Consider the following 20,703-nt stretch of genomic DNA (forward strand, 5'->3'; position numbering starts at 1 on the left):
CCAAAGAATTAACTAGAGACCAACTCTTTCTGGTTTAAACCAAGCGTCTCTGTTGTTGAAGTATGAATTTTGTGCAGAAGCTCTGGATTTTCCATTAGAGACACGCCATAAGAAGGAATCATTTCTTTAATTTTCGGTTCCCACTCTTTCACATGTTGCGGGAAGCATTTTTTAATTACCTCAAGCATAACGTGAACAGCCGTAGAAGCACCTGGGGAAGCACCTAGTAATGCTGCAATCGAGCCATCAGCGGCACTAATAACTTCCGTACCAAATTGAAGCGTACCTTTGCCGCCAGCTTCAGTATCTTTGATAACTTGTACACGTTGGCCAGCTGCTACTGAATCCCAATCTTCGCTTTTGGCGTTCGGGATAAACTCTCGTAACTCTTCCATGCGCTTTTCTTTCGATAACATGACTTGCTCGATCAGGTATTTTGTCAATGACATGTTTTTTGCGCCTGCCGACAACATGGTTACGAGATTATTCGGTTTTACGGAAGTTACCAAATCAAACATGGAACCGGTTTTTAAAAACTTTGGTGAGAAGCCCGCAAACGGTCCAAATAGCAACGATTTTTTATTGTCGATAAATCTTGTGTCAAGATGCGGAACAGACATTGGAGGAGCTCCAACTTTTGCTTTGCCGTATACTTTTGCGTGATGCTGCGCTATAACATCCGGATTATTACATACCATAAATATTCCGCTTACCGGGAATCCTCCAATATGTTTTCCTTCAGGAATACCGGATTTTTGCAGTAAATGCAGGCTTCCTCCCCCGCCTCCGATAAAGACGAATTTTGCAGTGTGCCGTTCGACGTTGCCGCTGTCGTTTCGTACTTTCAACTCCCACGAGCCGTCGCTAGTACGTTTCATATTATCAACGCTATGTTTGTATTTGATATCGACGTTTTTACGCTTTAAGTGGTCAAACAAAATGCGTGTTAAAGCACCAAAGTTGACATCTGTTCCAGAGTCGATTTTTGTTGCCGCTATAGATTCACTCGATGGACGATTTTGTATAATAAGCGGAATCCATTCCATTAATTTTGCAGGGTCATCGGAAAATTCCATCCCTTGAAACAGAGGATTATTTGACATCGACTCAAAACGTTTCTTTAAAAACGTTACATTATCTTTCCCTTGTACCATACTCATATGAGGCAATGGCATGATAAAGTCATGCGGATTACTTATCAGCTTGCTGTTTACAAGATAAGACCAAAACTGCATGGAAAGCTGAAACTGTTCATTAATTTGGATAGCTTTGCTAATATCTATAGATCCATCTGGTTTTTCGACAGTGTAGTTAAGCTCGCACAGTGCCGCATGCCCTGTTCCTGCATTATTCCATTCGTTAGTGCTTTCCTCTCCTGCATTTTCGAGCTTCTCAAACACTGTAATTTCCCATTCCGGTACTAATTCTTTCAGAAGTGTCCCTAAAGTCGCACTCATGATTCCGGCACCAATTAAGATGACATCTGTTTTAGTTTCTCCGTTGCTCATTTTTACCATCCTTATACCCTAAAATTTGCAGAAAGGATGTAGGCGCTCCTGCTTAGGCGTCATACCAAACCAAGGCGCGAACTAGTCACACACCTTTTCTGTTTCAATTATAACCATATCATAGTATTATCTGATAATTATAAGCTATTTAAAAGCTGGTGAAAAGTGAGAAATCCGTCCACAAGGCCCAATGAACACAAAAAAACCAAGACCTTAACCCAGCTTTTGCATGGATTAAGGTTTTGGTTAGCTCAACACAACTTGCATCATCTCGCGGGCGCCACTCAACTAATCTTCAATTAATGATATTTCCCCTTCATGAATCCCATATACAGACCCATAGCCAGGTTACTGAAAACCAATGATTGGGTGAGGGACATACGGTTCTTCCAGCGATGCGACTTCTTCAGTTGTTAATTTAATTGAGAGAGCAGCTACCGCATCTTCGAGATGAGAGACTTTTGTCGCACCGATAATTGGAGCTGTTACCGGTTCTTTCTGCAGCAACCAGGCAAGTGCGATTTGAACGCGGGGAACGCCATGTTTTTCTGCGATTGCCGCAACCCGCTCCACGACCAATCGATCGGTACTTGCAGTCGCATCGTATTTCGCTTTTGCAATTTGATCGGTTTCGGAACGATGTGTTGTTTCCTGCATATCACGCGTCAATCTTCCTCCTGCAAGCGGGCTATATGGAATCACACCGATTTTTTCAGCCCTACAAAGCGGCAGCATCTCCCTTTCCTCTTCACGGTATATGAGGTTCAAATGATTCTGCATCGATACGAATCGGGTCCATCCATTTTTCTCAGCTACATGTAAGGCCTTCAGAAACTGCCATGCGTACATGGCTGAAGCACCAATGTATCTTGCCTTCCCAGCCTTCACCACATCATGCAAGGCTTCCATCGTCTCTTCGATGGGCGTACTGTAATCCCAGCGGTGAATTTGGTACAGATCCACATAATCTGTTCCCAGTCTCTTAAGACTCTTATCAATTTCACTCATGATTGACTTTCGGGAAAGTCCGGCACCGTTTGGACCTTCATGCATGCGCCCATGTACCTTCGTTGCGAGCACAATTTCATCTCGGTTAGCATAATCCTTTAGAGCCCGCCCAACAATTTCCTCGCTTGTCCCGTCGGAATATACGTTCGCCGTATCAAAAAAGTTGATACCCATCTCCAAAGCTTTTTTAATGATTGAACGACTGCGTTCCTCATCAAGTACCCACTGATGGATCCACCGCCCTGCTTCACCAAAGCCCATACAGCCAAGACAAATATGGGATACATCCAAGCCTGTATTTCCAAGTTTCACATATTCCATTCGTATGTGCACTCCTTTTTCTTATCATATAAGAAGCCTCACCCGGCACTCTTTATTGCCCTTCTGAAAACACTTTTTTGGCAACCATCATAGCAGACATCGATTTCGGCCATCCGGCGTAAAAAGCGAGATGAATAATCACTTCTTTGAGTTCTTCTTCTGAAATCCCATTTTCTTTCGCTTTATTCAAATGAAAAGTCAGTTGCTCCGTATTTCCTCCGGTGATCAGACTCGCTACGGTAATCAGGCTGCGGTCTCGCTGAGACAGTTCCTTGCGTTCCCAAACACAATAAGTCAATAATAATTCTTGATACATTAATGGACACGTGTCTATAATTATAAGCAAATATAGAACATCTGCAATTGTTAAATGAGCGTAATTTGTTAAGAAATGAACAGCTGCTTAATAATTGTTAATTATTTACGAAAGCTTGGTGACCGCCAGTTGGCTAAAGTGGATCGAAGGATACTTAAAACGCAGGAAGCGTTAAAAAAAGCTGTTATTGAACTAATGTCAGAGAAAAATTTTGATGACATTACGATACAGGATCTTTCCGACAGGGCGAATGTGAGCCGCGGGACCATCTATCTTCATTATTTGGATAAATTTGATCTGCTGGATAAACTCATTGAAGAACATATAAACGTTCTAAGGGAAATGTGCAGAACGGCATCCGAATTGGATTTTATCGAAGCGACTCTGATGTGGACTGAATACTTTGAGCGTAATTATTCATTCTTCTCAATGATGTTAGCGAGTAAAGGTGCCCCTTATTTTCGTGGTCGATTTCTTGACTTACTTATCGAAGAATTAACGAATGAGGTCGATGTGACCAAAGGTAAGAACGAGAGGTTAAATGAAGATCTTCTAGTTAGGTTTGTTGCATCTGCTTATGTAGGGGTAGTGGAATGGTGGTTTACTAATGGAAAGCCTGTCACCCATCAAGTTTTGGCAGAACAATTGGGGACATTGTTAGATAGAAATGTGTAATCAGTATGTAGCTCAAGCACCGTATTGGTACTTGAACTTTTTTCGTTTCTTGTTCCGTGGAATACTCAATAACTAGTTCACTTTTCCCTCACACTCAGAATAACCCCAACAATAATAACCATTCCACCGATCAAATCAAATATATGCAAGACTTCATGTAGGAATACGGTTGAGAATAACACGCCAAAAAGAGGAACGAGGTTCATCAGCGCCATTGCAGTTCCAGAGCTGAGGTTGCGCAGTCCATAATTATAAAGCATAAAAGCTGTTACAGAGCAGAAAACCCCAAGATAGAGCAGCACCCAGAGAGACTCTGCGCTAGGCACCTGCCATCTTGACCGCTCTATCAGTGCAAGCGGAATGAATGCAAGCGTCCCTGCAATCGTCTGGTAAAACGAAACGGTTACCATGGAATAGTTTTTGACAACTTTGCGTGTGGTAAAGTTATAAGCAGCAAACACAACGCCCGCCAGAATTAGAATTAGGTTACCCGTCAGCTGTCCTGAACTCTCCCCCGAACTGCCGCCCGAAATCTGATACACTCCGAGAACGGCCATCACAATCCCAACCCCCTTCACCCAGGAAATCTTTATGCGAAAAAAAATAAACTCAAGCAGCGCTGTTATGGCCGGGTAAGAAGCGACGATCAGCGCGGCGCTGGATGCCGTTGTCAGCTCAAGCCCGATATTCTCCAGCGCAAAGTAAAGAGTCGTTCCCAATATTCCGCTGAGCGCCATCAATCCCATATCCTTCGGTGCAGGCCTTATAAATTCTTTTCGAGACAGCATAATCGCTCCTAAAATGACCGAAGCAATTACAAAGCGTGCTGCCCCCAATGTGAGAGGCGGAAAGGAAAGGTATGCAATCTTAGTCCCAACAAACGAGGTGCTCCATAGCAAAATGGCAATAATGACGGCGATTAAGTAAAGGCTGCTGCTTTTTTGGGTTTTTACTATTAGTACTTTTTGAATTTCATTTGATGCATCCATGCTGTACCTCCAAGGAATTCTAAGTAATTGGGTATTTGGATATATAGTGGCTACTTTTGTAGCGACTATATAAATGGTACACCATTGGCACTATCGTCTGTCAAGTGTAATAATGGAGTAAATCGGATAACTGAAAAAAACGGACTTATATACGATGCGGAGGGTAGGAGGTTAAAAAATGAAATTAGAAATCATTCAGCAGTTGCAGGATTTGAATTTTACCGAATATGAAGCCAAAGCGTACCTGGCGTTACTGGATAAATCTCCTTTATCGGGATATGCGATTTCTTTGAACTCGGGTGTACCGCGTTCTAAAATTTATGAAGTGCTAAGCGGAATGGTGGGGCGCGGCGAAGTCATGGTCAGTCTCGAGGATCCTTCACTGTACACGCCATTGCCGCCGCAAGAGCTGATCCGGCTGAAAAAAAGCAAAATCGACTCCTCATTTAAAGCTGCTGAAACAGCGCTTGCCAACTACTCTTATGTATCCTTAAATCGGGAAAACATTTGGAACATCACCGGGTTTGAAGCCATTTTGAGCCGGGCGGCGGAAGCGATTAATCGGGCGACTGGGCGTGTTCTGCTAGAAATCTGGACAGAAGAAGCCAAGCTATTGGAACCGGAACTGCGGAGGGCTGCGGAACGAGGCGTTGAGATTCTGATTGTCGTCTATGGAGAACTACAGTTCGATTTTGCGCAAGTGTACCCACATGATTCGAGTGAAGAGATTACATGGGAATACGGCGGCCGTTGGATCGTGGCTAGCATAGACGACCGCGAAGTGGTGGCCGGTATCGTTTCTCTTGGAACGGACAGCCGCGCCGCTTGGACCATGCACCCTGGTCTCGTCATGCCGATCACCGAGGTCATCATTCATGACCTATACATCTATGAGATTATGCAAGCGCACCGTGAAATGCTAGAACAGACATTCGGACCCAACCTAATCGATCTGCGAAAAAGGTATAACTTCGGGCCGGCTGGCTACAACATGGCGATGAGGCTAGGCTTTGGAAATTAACTTCAAAGTCTGAGTTAAAAAAAGAAAGCCCCGGAGATTAGTATCCGCCCCGCAACATCGCCGACCTTCCCACCGCGGATTCATGTCGAGGTTGCGGTAGAAAAACCAAGCCCTATTTATTTCACTTGTTCTATAACAGTTGTCGCATTTCTTAATCTGTCTTTCCTAGCATTGGAATGGCTGCGTAACTAGGAGAGGAGAGCTCGTTTTGGATTTTCTTAAAATGAATTTGTAACGAGCCAAAAAATACTTTTCCCTGGTTGTAGTGAAGCTCACATTTGTACCCGTAAGAACGGGATGCAGATTGCAGTGCTTTATAACCTGGTAACGCAGTGACCAAAGTAGTAATCCTTTTAATAATATGGTTAGGCACTTTCGTAAACATCGTCGCGTATATCCCATCGGCAACCGATACAAAGCTAGGAAATGTACGCTTGTCGAAATGCGAAAGTGTAACAAAATCGGCGACTATTGCGAGCATATCTTTGTTCAAACGATTTAAATTTATGGTGATATCCTTATAAAAGTAAATACCAAAACCAATTTTGTTAGTTACCGGGTTCAAACATTTTTTCAACTTCAACAATGTAGCTGCCGTATAAGTCTCAAGTTGATCCATAAACGAGTGCCAGTGAATTAGCGATCTCAAACCTTTTTTCATAAAGTTCTCCTTCAGTTCTATATGTTTACGTAATTTAGGTGTTTATTTTATTTGACTCTAGAACAAGACGGATTGTTCGCTAAAAAGCATTGGTAAATGTAGGGAGTGAACTTGAGGGCAGCTTCTTTTCATAAAATGGGCAAACAATGTTTGCCAATAACTCATCTCAAGCTATTGGTGTACCGTTTTTAACAGGTTCATCCGGTTTTAAGAGAACCACATCACCTTCTGTTGGAACACCGCCGATGACCAACACCTCAGATTTAAACCCTGCAGGTTTTCGAGCTTCCGGAAAAGGCTCTGCTTTAATTACAGTACCGACACGGATATCTAATTTCATAAAATCCTCAATTGTAACCACGATTGCTGCCTCCATTTTTTAACGTAAATTAAATCTTTTTATATGTGTTCAGTAGGACCCGAAGTTGTTGCATAACAAACCCTACATGCTTATTGTCTCTGCTCAATCTGCTTGCCATCATTCAATAATACTATATTATTCCAAGTCGGAAAGCACAATTGCTGTTACATTGTGAGAATCCTTGTTCGTTGGCAAACTTGTCAGTAAATTAATGGTTCCACAACCAGCATTGCATTAAAGAAATGGAACAGTGTGAAGCAAAAAAGCACAATGGATCAGGAGCTATATGCTCCTGGTTCATTGTGCTTTTTTTGTTTTCAACAATTACCCTTCCAGCACATCCGCCCCCAATTCGCTCGCAACCTCAATCATCTTAGGGATCACGGCTTCATTGGTGCCTGATACATAAATATCTCCCTGATAATGCCGGAATGGGATTTTGGTATCGCCATAGCTCCACATGAAGAAATCCCCCTCAATAGACATGCTGGTAGAGCCTGTTACCGTAAACACGGATGTATAGGAAAAGTCAGGTTTGGACGTAAAATACAGCTTGCACTCTTCCAAAGATATGGTTTTCGCAGAATTGTCCTTTTCCTGAAATTCTCTTGTGATTCGATAGCGTTGACTCATTGAAATTCCTCCATGATCGTTCAATATAAAAATAACCCATGTGTAGAAACATGGGCGGTCTCAACTATCTGAGAATTTTACTATCCATTCCCTTATTTTTCAAGAAATCCTGTTGAAGGGTTCGTTATGAAAAACCCTTCTTCCGGCACATGAAAATATTGAACCCAAACCCCATCCAAAAGGTTTTCCCGTTTATCTAGTAAAATTTTAATGTCTTTGTCTGTTTCTACGATTTCATCATGCTCAGTAGGTGTATCAAGCTTCACATCATAATGCGCGTGCTCTCCATGATTCAGCGTAATAAATACACGAATCATCTTCCCCTCAGCTTCTTCACTACTCAACATATCTTTTAAAACCTTAGCTGCATTTCGATTAATTTTACATTTCATGTTTAACGTCCCCTATTCATTTTTATACTGTAATACTATTAGTTACAGAAAGGTTTGTCAAGATATTCGAACTATAGCTTCTTTTTTGTCGTTCATCAAATGAAACTCCTTTTACTTCGATAAGCCGTAACCTTTGTTAATCTTATTCCCTTGACGTCGAGCCGTTATTCTTTGAGTTGTTTCTTCCCATGGAACAGAATATGAATACACCCTTCGAGACTCTAAAATAATGCCAGCGGAACGACAATCCGCTATTTTGGATTAAATGCGCTAAAATTTGAATTTGCGGAACGTGAGAGCTTTATTCGGTGAAATTTGTGCTATTTGAGGCAAAAAACAAAGGAATAGCGTCTCTACGATCCGCGTTAGCTTGAATTAGAGCTAATTTCACGTAAATAGCGAATATACGTTCCTCTAAGTGAAACCTGCCTATGGAAAATGGATGCCTATCCATGAAGAAGAGGCTAGCCCCTCTCGAATATTTATCTATTCTTGGGACAGCCCCTTAGCATGAATTATTAACCAACGTGGTCATGTGAACAACTACACCTCAGCAGCATGAGCGAACTGCGTGCTGTACAGCCGCGCATACAGCCCATCCAGTGCTAGCAGCTCGCTGTGCGTGCCCCGCTCCACGACGCTACCCGCTTCGATCACCAGAATGTGATCGGCGGCCAGCACCGTGGAGAGCCGGTGCGCGATCACGAGCGTCGTGCGCCCTTGCATCAGCTCCTCGAGAGCCGCTTGCACATAGGACTCAGACTCCGAGTCCAAGTGCGACGTCGCCTCATCGAGGATGAGGATGCGCGGGCGCTTCAGGATCGCGCGGGCAATCGCGATCCGCTGGCGCTCGCCGCCGGAGAGCCGGTGGCCGCGCTCTCCCACCATCGTGTCGTACCCTTCGGGAAGCGACACGATAAAGTCGTGGATGTAGGCCTGCCGACACGCGGCCTCCATCTCCTCACGCGTAGCGTCCTCCCGCGCGAAGCGCAGGTTGTCGCCAATCGTCGCGTGGAACAGAAACGATTCCTGCGTCACGTACGCGATCTGCTCGCGCAGCGAAGCCAGCTGAACGTCGCGGACGTTCACGCCATCCACCTCGACGACACCCGACGTCGAGTCATACAGCCGCGCGATCATGCCGATCAGCGTCGATTTCCCCGCGCCGCTTGGCCCGACAAGCGCGACCATCTCACCCGGCTGCGCCTCGAACGTGACATCGCGCAGCGCGTACTGCCCTGGCTTATAAGCGAAGGAAACCTGCTTATAAGCTACCCGACCCGCGACCTGCGTAAGCGGCGTAGCCCCAACTGAGTCCATGACATCCGGCACCATGTCCTGGTACTCGAAGATACGCTGGAATACACCCAGCGCCGTCGCTACCTCCACATGAAGGTTCAGCAGCATACCTACAGGCATGTACAACCGGCCAAGATACGCCGCAAAGGCGACGATCGAGCCCAAGGTCATGCTGCCGGATATGACGGAGTAGCCGCCGTACATATAAATAATCGCTGTGCCTAACGGCCCCAGCGTGCTCGTTGCCATCCCGAACCAACGACCGACCAGATTGAGCCGCAGCTCCAAATCCATCACCTTCTGGTTCATAGCCGTAAACTCGATTTCCTGCTGCTTCTCCCTGCCGAAAATACGTGTCAACAAAGCACCGGAAATCCCGAAGTTCTCAGTAAGCTGAGAAGTAATATCCGAACGCACTTTCTGCGTTTCCGTGCGCAGCGATTTCCTTAACCTCGACACTTTTTTCACAGGCAGCACAAACAGCGGGAGAATAAGCACAGAAATAATGGCTAGTTTCCAGTCAAGGGCAAACAAAATACCAATCGTCGAAACAACAATGACAATCTGGGTGATTGATGACACAACCAATGAGGTCACAACACTTTGAACAGCCTGAACGTCCCCTGTGATCCGCTGAACAATTTCCCCCGACCGAGCCTCCGTAAAGAAAGCCATCGATTGCCGCTGCAAATTATGAAACAAGGACTGTCCTAAATCACGAATAACCCCTTGGGTTACTTTGGTATTAAGATGATTTTGCCATACCCCAAGCATACCGCTTACGACAGGAAGAAATATCATTAACAGTGCCATCCCTGCCAGAAGTTTCATATTGCCCTGTGGAATCGCTGTATCAATAATTTCTTTCATAACAAGAGGCGGGATTAAACCAATCAAGGCTGCAAACAGCGCCAATCCAATAATGGCCAATAATTGTCCCCAATACCCCTTGAACAACCGCAAAATCCTTTTTACCGAAACATCCTTTAACTTCGCTTTAGGCCGATTCCTATCGGAAAGCCGCCCCATACCACCTGGTCCCACTACTCATCTCTCCGTTCTACGCTAAGCTGCCTTCTAAATAGGAAAAGCATGCTCGATTGCCTTCGTCACTTCATCTGCCATCTTCAACACGCTGTACAGCGATGTTGTTTGTAGTACACTATACTGTCTAGGCCCGTCTGCATTGACGATAGCCGCAATCGTATAATCCCCAACCTGAGGCAGCACCTTCCCTACTGACTTCCCTGGAGCCAAAGGCTGATTAGACACCTGATACATGCTCACAGACAGCTTTTGTCCCAAACATGCATCAATCGCTATCACCACACAACCAAGTGGAATTTCCTGCAAACGCGCTGCTAAGTTACTAGCATCACAAGGCGCTTCAAGTGTTCCTATCACATGCGGATACCCCAGTTCCACAAGTTTGCTCCCTACAAGCGGGCCCAATGAATCACCTGTCGATCGATCTGTTCCTATACATACAAAAGCCAACGAATCCGGCTTCATCACCGACTTTTTCCCAATCGCCTTGAGAAAGATGGCCAACTGATCGCCATTCATCTTTTTCCAATACTGCTCCCGCGGTTCAATCCGTTCTTCCCCCATCAGATCCTCCCTTAACACGCATCCAGCAAAATTTCCCCTCACTCCTGATGAATGATATAATGCGGTCAACTTCTATTCTTTCAAGATTATGCTTACGATGCAAGTTTTGCTAGCAAAACTTTAAGGAGGCACACCATGTCCACCCTAGGAATTATCGCGATCCTGACCCTCCTCTACTGGCTTTATATCACATTCGATGTGCATAAAGGCATACATTTACTGCATACACTGCCCAAATCCACGAAACTCCCGGACAAGCCTCCACTCGTTTCGGTCATTATCGCCGCCAAAGAAGAGGAGAGTACCATCCTAGAAACCGTCCGTCACCTTCTCACGCAAAATTATCCGCGCCTCGAGATCATTGCCGTCAATGACCGTTCTCAGGACGCTACAGGCGTCCGACTTGAAGAGCTGCGGAAGTGGTCACAGCGCAAAACAGATATTCACACACCGCTGCAAATCATTCACATCACCTCACTGCCTGAAGGCTGGCTTGGCAAAAACCATGCTCTCTACCAAGGGTATCAGCAAGCAAGAGGCCAGTACTTACTTTTTACAGATGCGGATATCATCTTTGCACCAGGAACGATTTCAGATAGCGTTACTTATATGAAGGAACATGACGTACAGCATCTCACGCTGACCCCTAACATGATTGCGCGAAGCACGCTGCTCAGAGGTTTCGTTCATTTCTTCCTCTTCTCTTTTTCCTTATTCGTTCGCCCGTGGCGTGCCAACCTTGATAGCGCCCGTGAACCGGGCATCGGAATAGGTGCCTTTAACATGGTCAGCCGCAGTGCTTATGAAGCCATTGGCACGCACAAAGCGATCGCCCTTAGACCTGATGATGACCTTCAATTAGGCATCTCCCTCAAACGAGCTGGATTTAGGCAGAAGGTTCTTTCCGGCAAGCATATCCTTCAAGTCGAATGGTACCGCTCCCTCAAAGAAGCGATCATCGGTCTGGAGAAAAACCTTTTCTCCGGTTTTCGCTACAGCTACACTATTGCTTTACTCGCTTGTCTAGGGCAGCTTATCTTTTTTATTTGTCCTTGGCTCGGTCTGATCTTCCTTTGGGACTGGAGAGGTGCCGCCTATGCTGTCGCTGTCATTTTACAAATATGGCTATACCGCAAGCTAATGTTCCGCCTCATGAGCAAACGCGGGGATGAAGCTTTCCTGCTCCCTATCAGCGCTTCCCTGCTCCTCTATACGATCGTGCGCTCCGTATGGCTAACTTGGAAACAAGGTGGCATCAATTGGAGAGGAACGTTCTACTCCCTGCGCGAATTAAAAAAGAAGTAAATTCAGAAAGGAAGATAGCTGCCATGCCTCATGCGCGTTTCCGCACTCTTACTTACACCGTGATGCTCAGCTGTCTGCTCTCAGCAGCCGTTATCTTCCCAGCATCTACTTCTGCACAAGGTACCGTTCAAACACAAAGCCGAACGATTGCTCATAATGGCAAGTCGTTTACTGTGCAATGGGTCACCGTGGATCTCACTGATCCCTATTTGCGCGTTAAGCCTGTAACGGCTGAAAGCGGCATTGGTCATGACGAATCCTTCTCCTCCATGTTATCGAGAAACCATGCGATTGCAGGGATCAATGGGACTTTTTTTGACGCCTATGAAAAGGATGATACCCAGCGCTATCCGAATGGTTTGCTGATTGGCTCCGGCGAAATCATGCATTCCGGCATTAATCCTGCCTTTCTCCTTCATGCCGACAAAACAGCCAGCTTTGGGCGAATCCAAACGGAGCACCAAATAAGCGTTACTCATCAGAGCAAAGCCTACACATTCACTGCTTGGGGTGTGAACAAATATTACGGTGATTCCGCCAATGATCAAGTCGTCTGGTACACCCGCGCTTTTAGACCGACCATCGATTTTCCTAACTCAACCAAAGTTGTCCTCCGCGAGGGCAAAGTTACTGCCGTTACGCCACAGAGTGTCGATATTCCCGAAGATGGGCAGGTATTTCTACTTGGAAATAGTGCCAACAATAAGACCTATGTGCTGCCTAATATCCATATTGGCGATACGGTGAAGCTGTCTTCATCTCTCCATAATCAAGATACCGGAGAAAGCTCAATACTTACAGCGGTTGATGCTGCTATTGGAGCCGGACCGCATCTGCTTACCAATGGCGCTGTTGATTTGGACTTCGAACGGGATGGCTTTACTGATCCCAAAATCACAACGAGTGCGAACGTACGCAGTTTCATTGGGCTAGACGCTTCCCATCAGTTCGTCATGGGGACGCTCTCCGCAGCTACGATGGCGGATATGGCGCAAGTTCTTCTAAAGCTAGGTTTAACGGATGCGATGAATATGGACGGAGGTGCAAGTTCATCTCTGTATGCGAACGGCTCCATGCTGCGAAGTCCGGGTCGGGCGCTGAGCAATGCACTTGTCGTGGAACGTCTAGATCATCCGCAAATCCAATTAGAAGTAAATGGACAATTCGTACATGAGTTCCGTGGGTATTTATTGCAAGAAACAAGTATGGTACCCTTTCGGGGCATTCTAGAAAGAATCGGTGCCAAATTTGAATGGAATGGGACAACCCGTACATTAACTGTTCATCAGGGTTCTACTAATCTTGAGCTTCGGCCGGATCATTCCGTGATGACTGTGAATGGGCAATCCGTCGTACTCCCTGAAGCACCTACCATACTAGAAGGTCATATTTATATGCCTTTACGAGCCATTATTGAATCCTTAGGCGGACAGGTCCAATGGGATCCACGGCTTTACCGAGTTTCACTTCGCTTTTAGTGCACACGATTCATTCGTACGATACGGTAATACAGTTGGCTGCTCACCTCCGGCTCCACTTCCAAATAACCTTCCACATGCACATAATCACCCAAAATATAGGTGGATGCATCGGCAGACCCGGAGTGTGTCAGAAAGAGGAGAGCGGCTTTTTCATTTCCAACCACGAACCCCGTTTGCTCATTCACTTCAAACTTATCTAGAACAGTCCCATGGTGAGACCTTGCGATATGATGAAAGCGCCATGACTGATCCTCTTTTGTTAGAAAATAAAGCACGCGATTTCTTTGATTATTACTGAATTCCCTCGTCACACCAATCATGCAAACCTTTTCGCCTATACGAAGATACTCATCTACAACAAAGGATTTCAATCGCAAACGATGCACATTTTTCTGCTGAATATAGGCTTCCATCTCTTCAATTGTCCTTTGATCCTTCGGATCCTGTTTCGTTGCGTAAAAGACCTCTTTTATAAACGTATCCGTCTGTAGGCTTCTTGCCCCTTTGAAATGATTATACGTAAGAAAAAATCGATCAATGACTCCCCGAATCTCTTCTGGTATGGCAGGACCTTGTTCCACGATATACATGCTATTTGCTTTATTCGAATGTCTTTTTTTATAAAACCAACTTTTCCAGACACTTAATTGCATGCCGTTCGTGTCACCTGCTTTCTTCCAAACATTTCTTCATTATAGGCTAAAAACCATAAAATTTCGATAAAAATCGCAATATTTCGCGTAAAAAAAGAACATTTGCCTTCTATGCTTTCATTCGAAAGATTCATAGAAAACAAATGCCCGATGATTTAATCCTTTTTCACCACATGGCTTACTTACAGAACTCTTTTGGCTCCCACATATCTGGATCCCCAGTATGAACTGGCGAGACTATCTATCGTTACACCTCTAGACGTTGTCGCTGAAATGAATTGATCATTCCCCAGATAAATACCAACATGATTTACACTGCCTGCTGCAAAAAACACAAGATCTCCAACCTTCAAGTCTGTAACCCTGGTTCCAGCTTGATCGTACATTTGAACCGAAGTTCTGGGTAGATCAATGCCTTTAGCTTCGTACAAATAGCGCACAAATCCGGAACAATCAAACCCTCTGGGTGTTGTGCCTCCCCAAACGTATGGCGTGCCCATGAACGTATTTGCTGTTTGCACGATTTGATCAGACGTGGAAGGTATAGCTACCGCTGCTACCTTTGGAGCTGGTGCTGGTGGCGGTGCAATCCAGGCTGGCTTGTGCGACTTGCCATCGACATTCACAATCGCGATACGATTCGCTTCATTCCACTCAATCGGAGAACCGAATGTTTCAGTAATGAAACGCAAGGGTACATACGTATTACCTTGATAAAGCGTCGGACTGCTTTCCAGACTAATCTTCTTACTGTTAACGATCGCTTGCTTCTCGTCGGTTGTAAGTTGAATCGTCTGCTGCTTGCTCTTCAACGTGACCACTATTTCGCTTTCTTGCTTCGCCCAGCCTACTTGATAACCCAATTTCTCAGACAGTACTCGCAAAGGGACTTGCAGCGTTCCTGCGTTGTCAATAAATGGCTGTACTTCTGGGAACTGAACCAACTCATCATTGACCTGGACTTTTACAGTGGATGAAGATGAACCTGATGCTGCTTGAACCGAGGGAGCGGACAAAATGGATACTGCCGCACCAACAAGTGCGCATGAGCAAATAAAGCTTTTTGTGAAAAATTTCAAAAACCTTGCCTCCTTGAAGCCTCCGAGGTTAGTTGACGGGTTCGGGAAGAGGTTTCCCTAGCGTGCTCAGTTTAGTAAAACAGCCGAGCATTCATTCACCCCAAATTAAAGAAGTCCCCCGTACCGGAGCTTTTGCTGCTCCGAGATTCGGCATTTTTTGTCTATGTTAGACTAGCATAGTTGAACTATTACTTTCAACTTTTGCATAGTGGTAATAGTTTCCATAGAGTTATAAATGCAAAGCAAAATCTGAAATAAACGAGGCAATCAATAGAACGGCCATGACACCTCCCGCAAGACGTGTACGCCAAATTAAGTTTCCGTCTGTTGTCATTTGTTTTGACAGTTTAGCGGTATTACGAAGTGTGTGGAAGTAAAGGATAGAACCTGCAACCACGAGAATAATCTCAAGAGCAGCGCTCACCCACGGCCACTGCCACAGACTAAATCCTACTAATGGAAGTCCTCCAGCATTCCCCGGTAAGAATGGCATATCTGTACGATGAACGAGAAGATCAAGTATCCAGTGACTGAAGGTAAGCCCTCCTATAGCTGCGCCTCCTCTTTTGCCCCACAACTTCCAAGCCAATAGTCCTGATAAGATAGCAATGAGCAGCGCCCCAACTAATGAGTGTGTATAGTCAGCATGAATAATCCCTTCCCCATATCCCGTACCGATGCTTGTATCGATCGTTTCAACACCAGAAAGATATAAAGGGACGAATACAACATCAAGCAGCTGAGTACTAAGCATGAGCGCCCAGATCGGCACCTCCGGTGTTCTTGCTTTCACTGCTGCAGCAAGCCCAAAATGTCCAGCAAACATTTACATTCCCTCCCTTTTCGAGCGACTGAGAACAAGACTTTCCAGCCATCCGCATAACACTGTAAATAAGAGCATAAATACAATAAATGACATGTCGAGCACCATCCCTTTCCACATGCTAATTTAATTAGTATATTAACTAATATAGTTAGTTTTGACAAGTGTTTTTTCCAGCACAAAGTAGAAGCCTGAACACCAACGTTCAAGCTTCGATTTCATGCATATGCGATTATGGCTTGAGACATGTCTATTTCGATATCGATCCACGTCCGCTTCAATGCGATGATATTGATATTATCACTATTGAGAAGTTATTATGCTTTTGATTTCGCTTGTAGTCACAGAAAATATGATGCTCCAAAAAGCCCGACGAATTGAATGATTCCTCTTTCGCTCACATTAGAACCAGATCCGATCGTGATTGGATCTCTAGTGTAATAAAGTGACTGGCTCCTTACGAAGATCAGTTGTCAGAATCACAGGCTTGGGCTGGTATCGGCTTATCCTTAAATCTTCACCGACAGGACGATCATCCTTCTCGGGTAAGTCCTTCGATACCTTCATGGACGGTCGAACCCCTGCGGAATCCCTCCTATCCGGACAAACAACTAAAGTTGTACTACGCACAACATTACTCAATCGAATCAAGCGTTTTCTCTACGCGTGTTGTAAAAAATGCAACAATTTAGACCAAAAGTGGCCTTTTAGAACGAATTAAGGCTAAATTGTTGTACAGGATACAACATCTCTAGCTAGGAGAGTAGGAAACCAAGGAAATTGTTGCACGAAGTACAACTACTTCCCTACTTATAAGCAAGAAAAATCCCTTATACAGGCATACTAATCCAGCTGCCCCCTTCACCCTAAACCAAAAAGCGAATCCATCGGTGTTAAATAGAGTGGATTCCCTTTGTTTACCCCAAACAAGGAAAAACGACTCCGTCGTCCTCCTGAGACGAGCGCGTTCGTCAAGGTAGATTTCGAAGCTAAAGTATAAAAAAACTTATACTTTCTTATCTACAGAAAAAGACCACCCGAAGGTGATCTTTTCACTTACTATGAAGCGGGCGGCGGGAATACTCCAAATACTTATTTRAAATGCTTCCTACGGAAGCGRCTAGYGGTATATTTGGACGCGCGTCCTACTTGGGTATATTCGATGATGYCTTCACGGACGGTCGARCCCATACGGCTTCTCTTCCTTYCCCGTTCAAACGAAAAAGAYCACCCGAAGGTGATCTTWTTCTGTRAAGCGGGCGGCGGGAATCGAACCCGCGCGATCAGCTTGGAAGGCTGAAGTTCTACCATTAAACTACGCCCGCATATTAAAAGGGATTGATGGTCGGGACGACACGATTTGAACATGCGACCCCCTGCTCCCAAAGCAGGTGCTCTACCAAGCTGAGCTACGTCCCGATGCGTATTATGAAAATGGCGCGCCCTGAGAGATTCGAACTCCCGACCTTTTGATTCGTAGTCAAATACTCTATCCAGCTGAGCTAAGGGCGCAAATTAGTTGGAGCGGAAGACGGGGATCGAACCCGCGACCCTCGCCTTGGCAAGGCGATGCTCTACCGCTGAGCCACTTCCGCATCGTATAATTGCTTGTCATTCTCGCTAACGTTTCTCCGAGGCGACAAGGAATAATATATCAGGAATCGAAGACAAATGCAAATGTTTTTTCTTTCCTTTTTTTATTTGATAAAAATACCGCCAAACGGCAGTACTTCTTTGGCAATACGACGCAATAGACTATCATTTTTCATATGCTCATCTAATTTGCGATCTGGCTTACAAGGCTGCATGAGAACATGACCTTGCCCCGTCATTTCCCAATGATAATTCATATGTTGACTGGCAAGCGTATTGCCGTAAACACACAGACGCAGCTGAGCATTCCGCGGATAGGCAACAAGACAGCTTGTATCGACATACAAGGGCTGCTTAGCATCCAATGCCATTTGGTAAATCGGTCCTGCAGTCAGAAGTCCTAGTTTGCCTGGACCTTTAAACTGCATTTTCACAAGATCCTGCGTAATCAATGTATTCTTAACATTTTGCAGATGAGAAGTGTAGCTGACTCCCTCTGTGTAAAACAAAACATGTCGGAATTCATACAGAAGATCATCGTCCGCTCCTATAGGTATAACAGCCATGCTGTATCCTTCAGGCAGCCCTAGCATGACATTGGCGGGACCATGCAGCCGTGACTGGACAAAACGCTTCTTCCTATACATACTCGGCAGCTTCATGAAAGAATCTTCTCTCTGCTCAGACTTTCCTTGAAAAGCGACAATTTGGTTCGGATGCAGCACATGAACAGACTCCCTCTGTTCGATGCGCAACGTGGCTATCTTTGCGTGTGAGCTTACTTCCTCGAAAGATACCTCCATACACACCGACCTCCTCGTAGACTACATCTATCTCATTCTGCGCTTCTGCCTCCGCCAGACAATGAATCGAAACACACGGCCCAGCACAAAATAAAAAACAACTAGCGAAACAGCCGTCACAGCCATATAGGTTAATTTCCGATTTCGCTTTTCTTTATCTAGGGCTACTTGTTCCATGGCCTTTAAGCGTTCTTGCAATTGTTCATTTTCCTTTTTAAGCGTTTCGTTTTGCCCAAGAAGCCGTTCCTCAGTTTCTTGCGAATGCCGCATGGCTTCAGAAAGCTTATCTTTCTGATCCTCTAATTGCTGCTTTGTTGCCTCATAGTCCTTCTGAATTTGTTCCACATTCTCTGGCAATTGATAGATGTCTTTCACCCGATCCAACCATGAGGCTTGGACAGCAGAGGCTGGATACATAAACCCGAACAAGATGACAAGTATGCCAAAGGCTTTTACCGCCTCCGCCAAATAACGAGTCTGCATCTGCCGTCCCTCCCCCTGTGAATATCGACATTTTCTTTTATTTTACCGCAAAAATCACCCGGTCACCACTTCTACTGATTGAACAGGATATCGTAAAATCGTCTTCATTTTCGAAGGCTCTACCTTCCTCGGGTCTGATAAATAAATCTCATGATGGAGGCCGCGGATCTTCCGTCTATGTTCAGTTAAGAAATGCTCGATTTGTTTCAAAGATTCCGGTTCTGCTGCATAGGGCCCCATATGAAGCATTTGTACACAAGCTCCCTCATGCAGGGTTTCATAATTGATATCCGAGATAACGGTTAGCTCCTTTTTCTTTGTCACTGCAATAGAACGGACCTCTTCTACACTCTCTGCCCTCACATAATCTGGCATTCGGATCAACAGCTTCCAGTGCCATTCTTCCCTTGGTACATCCAGGGCTTTTCTATCCCCATCCACCCACCATAAGCCTTCCAGCTTGGCCATAGTAAAGTCTTTTTCCTCTTTCTTATAAATCCCCTTGATGCTGTAGGAAAGCGTGTAAAGTGCTTCAGTGGCATTTGAGAAGGCTATGCCGTCCGGATCCCCTTGACCTTGAATCGTGACATACCAGATAGGCTCAAATTCGATCAATTGCGGTTTCGTGGGTGCTGTGTAATAGCTTTTATACTGCATGTCAGTAGACATAAAAAAACTTACCCTTCGCCAAATTTCGCGAAACAGGTAAGTCTCATCCTCATAAAAGTCGTATGTAATTATACCGCTGCTGGTGGCGTGAACGAACGTTGAGCAAATTCAGCATCCAACATGTAGAAGGCGTTACTGTCTTTATCAATGCGTTTCAATTTATTAATAATGCTGTCGAACATTGCTTCTTCCTCTACCTGCTCATCAATGAACCATTTCAAGAACTGCATAGTCGCATGCTCTCTATCGTTCAATGCCAAATCTGATAGATGATAAATACGTCTTGTTACTTCTTGCTCATGTTGATAAGCATGTTCAAAAGCATCTAGGATCGATTTGTACTCATTCACAGGCGTATCCATACCGGCAAAGCTAACCTTTTTCCCACGATCATTTATGAATTTGAAAATTTTCATCGCATGGAATTTCTCTTCCTCAGCTTGTACAATAAAAAAGTTTGAAAAGCCATCTAAGCTTTCCGCAGCACAATAACCAGCAATAGCCAAGTAGACGTGCGCGGAGTAAAACTCATAGTTCATCTGCTCATTGAGCGCTTCTGTAAGTGTATCGTTTAACATAGATGCACACACCCTTTCTGTATGGTTATCTCTTGCGTATTCCCCATACATACAAGATTACCAGAACTCCGCATACAAATACAAACGGAAGAAGCAATTTAAGAAGGGTTAAGTTCAAACCATCACGCTTTCTGCTCTAGATTCAGCAATAATTTGTTTGATCTGAGCATAAAGTAAGTCAGGCGAAGCTGCACACAACAGTTCCTTTTTACCGATCATGGCGATACATTCTTTCTTACAATGCTTGCAATTGCCTAAGCAGTCTTTCTTCTTCTGCTTCAGGTCCGGATATTCGTTTTTCAAGGACTTATATATTTGTTTGGATCCGAATTTTTCATTTCTACAGCAGTATTTAATCGTTTTCATGTTCGATCTCTCCCCGCCATCGCATATATCACTACAATTGATATTAGTGATAATAATAATCAATGTCAACTGAAA

The 20,703-nt window shown here is 44.8% G+C and carries 23 protein-coding genes, 4 tRNA genes and 1 riboswitch; of the genes, 4 read left to right on the forward strand and 23 right to left on the reverse strand.

Features of this window, described 5'->3' with window-relative positions; genetic code table 11:
* Positions 1-8: 8 nt before the first annotated feature.
* From ASG85_RS35150 to ASG85_RS35160, 3 genes are all read right to left on the reverse strand, one after another.
* Positions 9-1,508 (reverse strand): malate:quinone oxidoreductase, encoded by a 1,500-nt coding sequence (locus ASG85_RS35150; protein ID WP_060649320.1) that lies wholly within the window; start codon positions 1,506-1,508, stop codon positions 9-11.
* 348 nt (positions 1,509-1,856) lie between these two features.
* Entirely contained in the window at positions 1,857-2,837 is a 981-nt protein-coding gene (locus tag ASG85_RS35155) for an aldo/keto reductase (RefSeq protein WP_060649321.1), read from the reverse strand.
* Positions 2,838-2,889: 52 nt separating this feature from the next.
* The gene (locus tag ASG85_RS35160; protein WP_082562676.1) at positions 2,890-3,153 is read right to left on the reverse strand and encodes a carboxymuconolactone decarboxylase family protein; all 264 of its coding nucleotides are present in this window, start codon (positions 3,151-3,153) and stop codon (positions 2,890-2,892) included.
* Between the two features lie 129 nt (positions 3,154-3,282).
* Here ASG85_RS35160 and ASG85_RS35165 point away from each other — a divergent pair, with 129 nt between their 5' ends.
* A complete protein-coding gene (locus ASG85_RS35165; protein ID WP_057307906.1) occupies positions 3,283-3,828 on the forward strand; it encodes a TetR/AcrR family transcriptional regulator in 546 nt (181 codons plus the stop codon).
* A gap of 77 nt (positions 3,829-3,905) precedes the next feature.
* On the opposite strand, the gene ASG85_RS35170 is transcribed toward ASG85_RS35165, so the two are convergent.
* Complete coding sequence (locus tag ASG85_RS35170; RefSeq protein WP_060649322.1) at positions 3,906-4,817, reverse strand: DMT family transporter; 912 nt, start codon at positions 4,815-4,817, stop codon at positions 3,906-3,908.
* Between the two features lie 178 nt (positions 4,818-4,995).
* Here ASG85_RS35170 and ASG85_RS35175 point away from each other — a divergent pair, with 178 nt between their 5' ends.
* Positions 4,996-5,838, forward strand: a complete 843-nt coding sequence (locus ASG85_RS35175) for a TrmB family transcriptional regulator (RefSeq protein WP_060649323.1) — start codon at positions 4,996-4,998, stop codon at positions 5,836-5,838.
* A gap of 151 nt (positions 5,839-5,989) precedes the next feature.
* Here the strand turns inward: ASG85_RS35175 and ASG85_RS35180 are convergent, their stop codons facing one another.
* From ASG85_RS35180 to yyaC, 6 genes are all read right to left on the reverse strand, one after another.
* Complete coding sequence (locus ASG85_RS35180) at positions 5,990-6,499, reverse strand: hypothetical protein (RefSeq protein ID WP_060649324.1); 510 nt, start codon at positions 6,497-6,499, stop codon at positions 5,990-5,992.
* 166 nt (positions 6,500-6,665) lie between these two features.
* Positions 6,666-6,860: a hypothetical protein gene (locus ASG85_RS35185; RefSeq protein ID WP_060649325.1), complete on the reverse strand. Its 195-nt coding sequence runs from the start codon at positions 6,858-6,860 to the stop codon at positions 6,666-6,668.
* 324 nt (positions 6,861-7,184) lie between these two features.
* Positions 7,185-7,493, reverse strand: a complete 309-nt coding sequence (locus tag ASG85_RS35190) for a hypothetical protein (RefSeq protein ID WP_057307914.1) — start codon at positions 7,491-7,493, stop codon at positions 7,185-7,187.
* 92 nt (positions 7,494-7,585) lie between these two features.
* Complete coding sequence (locus ASG85_RS35195) at positions 7,586-7,885, reverse strand: hypothetical protein (protein WP_057307916.1); 300 nt, start codon at positions 7,883-7,885, stop codon at positions 7,586-7,588.
* A gap of 543 nt (positions 7,886-8,428) precedes the next feature.
* On the reverse strand, positions 8,429-10,228 hold the full coding sequence (locus tag ASG85_RS35200; RefSeq protein WP_235550286.1) for an ABC transporter ATP-binding protein: 1,800 nt from the start codon (positions 10,226-10,228) through the stop codon (positions 8,429-8,431).
* A 33-nt stretch (positions 10,229-10,261) separates the two neighbouring features.
* Entirely contained in the window at positions 10,262-10,795 is a 534-nt protein-coding gene (gene yyaC, locus ASG85_RS35205; protein ID WP_060649326.1) for a spore protease YyaC, read from the reverse strand.
* A 135-nt stretch (positions 10,796-10,930) separates the two neighbouring features.
* Between yyaC and ASG85_RS35210 the strand changes: the two genes are divergently transcribed.
* Both ASG85_RS35210 and ASG85_RS35215 read left to right on the forward strand, forming a co-directional pair.
* Positions 10,931-12,100 (forward strand): glycosyltransferase, encoded by a 1,170-nt coding sequence (locus ASG85_RS35210; RefSeq protein ID WP_057307920.1) that lies wholly within the window; start codon positions 10,931-10,933, stop codon positions 12,098-12,100.
* 23 nt (positions 12,101-12,123) lie between these two features.
* Entirely contained in the window at positions 12,124-13,578 is a 1,455-nt protein-coding gene (locus ASG85_RS35215; protein ID WP_060649327.1) for a stalk domain-containing protein, read from the forward strand.
* On the opposite strand, the gene ASG85_RS35220 is transcribed toward ASG85_RS35215, so the two are convergent.
* The 13 genes from ASG85_RS35220 to ASG85_RS35275 form a co-directional block, all read right to left on the reverse strand.
* Complete coding sequence (locus ASG85_RS35220) at positions 13,575-14,234, reverse strand: hypothetical protein (protein WP_060649328.1); 660 nt, start codon at positions 14,232-14,234, stop codon at positions 13,575-13,577. The genes ASG85_RS35215 and ASG85_RS35220 overlap by 4 nt on opposite strands.
* Before the next feature lie 182 nt (positions 14,235-14,416).
* Positions 14,417-15,313 carry an NlpC/P60 family protein gene (locus tag ASG85_RS35225; protein ID WP_063860471.1) on the reverse strand — a complete coding sequence of 299 codons (897 nt, stop codon included), beginning with the start codon at positions 15,311-15,313 and terminating at the stop codon, positions 14,417-14,419.
* A 2-nt stretch (positions 15,314-15,315) separates the two neighbouring features.
* A riboswitch (cyclic di-AMP (ydaO/yuaA leader) is annotated at positions 15,316-15,476 on the reverse strand.
* A 66-nt stretch (positions 15,477-15,542) separates the two neighbouring features.
* On the reverse strand, positions 15,543-16,139 hold the full coding sequence (locus ASG85_RS35230; protein WP_057307925.1) for a hypothetical protein: 597 nt from the start codon (positions 16,137-16,139) through the stop codon (positions 15,543-15,545).
* 429 nt (positions 16,140-16,568) lie between these two features.
* The gene (locus ASG85_RS39685; protein WP_268796151.1) at positions 16,569-16,703 is read right to left on the reverse strand and encodes a hypothetical protein; all 135 of its coding nucleotides are present in this window, start codon (positions 16,701-16,703) and stop codon (positions 16,569-16,571) included.
* Positions 16,704-17,390: 687 nt separating this feature from the next.
* Positions 17,391-17,461: transfer RNA gene (locus tag ASG85_RS35235), tRNA-Gly, on the reverse strand.
* Positions 17,462-17,478: 17 nt separating this feature from the next.
* A tRNA-Pro gene (locus ASG85_RS35240) sits at positions 17,479-17,555 on the reverse strand.
* Between the two features lie 16 nt (positions 17,556-17,571).
* Positions 17,572-17,648 (reverse strand) — tRNA-Arg (locus ASG85_RS35245).
* A gap of 8 nt (positions 17,649-17,656) precedes the next feature.
* Positions 17,657-17,731: transfer RNA gene (locus ASG85_RS35250), tRNA-Gly, on the reverse strand.
* Between the two features lie 102 nt (positions 17,732-17,833).
* Positions 17,834-18,532, reverse strand: a complete 699-nt coding sequence (locus tag ASG85_RS35255; RefSeq protein WP_060649329.1) for an AIM24 family protein — start codon at positions 18,530-18,532, stop codon at positions 17,834-17,836.
* A 27-nt stretch (positions 18,533-18,559) separates the two neighbouring features.
* Positions 18,560-19,015, reverse strand: coding sequence for a hypothetical protein (locus ASG85_RS35260; protein WP_060649330.1), 456 nt, complete (start codon positions 19,013-19,015; stop codon positions 18,560-18,562).
* A 54-nt stretch (positions 19,016-19,069) separates the two neighbouring features.
* Positions 19,070-19,684, reverse strand: coding sequence for a GyrI-like domain-containing protein (locus tag ASG85_RS35265; RefSeq protein ID WP_060649331.1), 615 nt, complete (start codon positions 19,682-19,684; stop codon positions 19,070-19,072).
* 68 nt (positions 19,685-19,752) lie between these two features.
* The gene (locus ASG85_RS35270) at positions 19,753-20,262 is read right to left on the reverse strand and encodes a ferritin (protein ID WP_057307929.1); all 510 of its coding nucleotides are present in this window, start codon (positions 20,260-20,262) and stop codon (positions 19,753-19,755) included.
* A gap of 114 nt (positions 20,263-20,376) precedes the next feature.
* Positions 20,377-20,628 carry a DUF1450 domain-containing protein gene (locus tag ASG85_RS35275; protein ID WP_057307931.1) on the reverse strand — a complete coding sequence of 84 codons (252 nt, stop codon included), beginning with the start codon at positions 20,626-20,628 and terminating at the stop codon, positions 20,377-20,379.
* Positions 20,629-20,703: the final 75 nt, after the last annotated feature.

Source organism: Paenibacillus sp. Soil724D2 (assembly GCF_001427935.1).
Taxonomy (GTDB): Bacteria; Bacillota; Bacilli; order Paenibacillales; family NBRC-103111; genus Paenibacillus_E.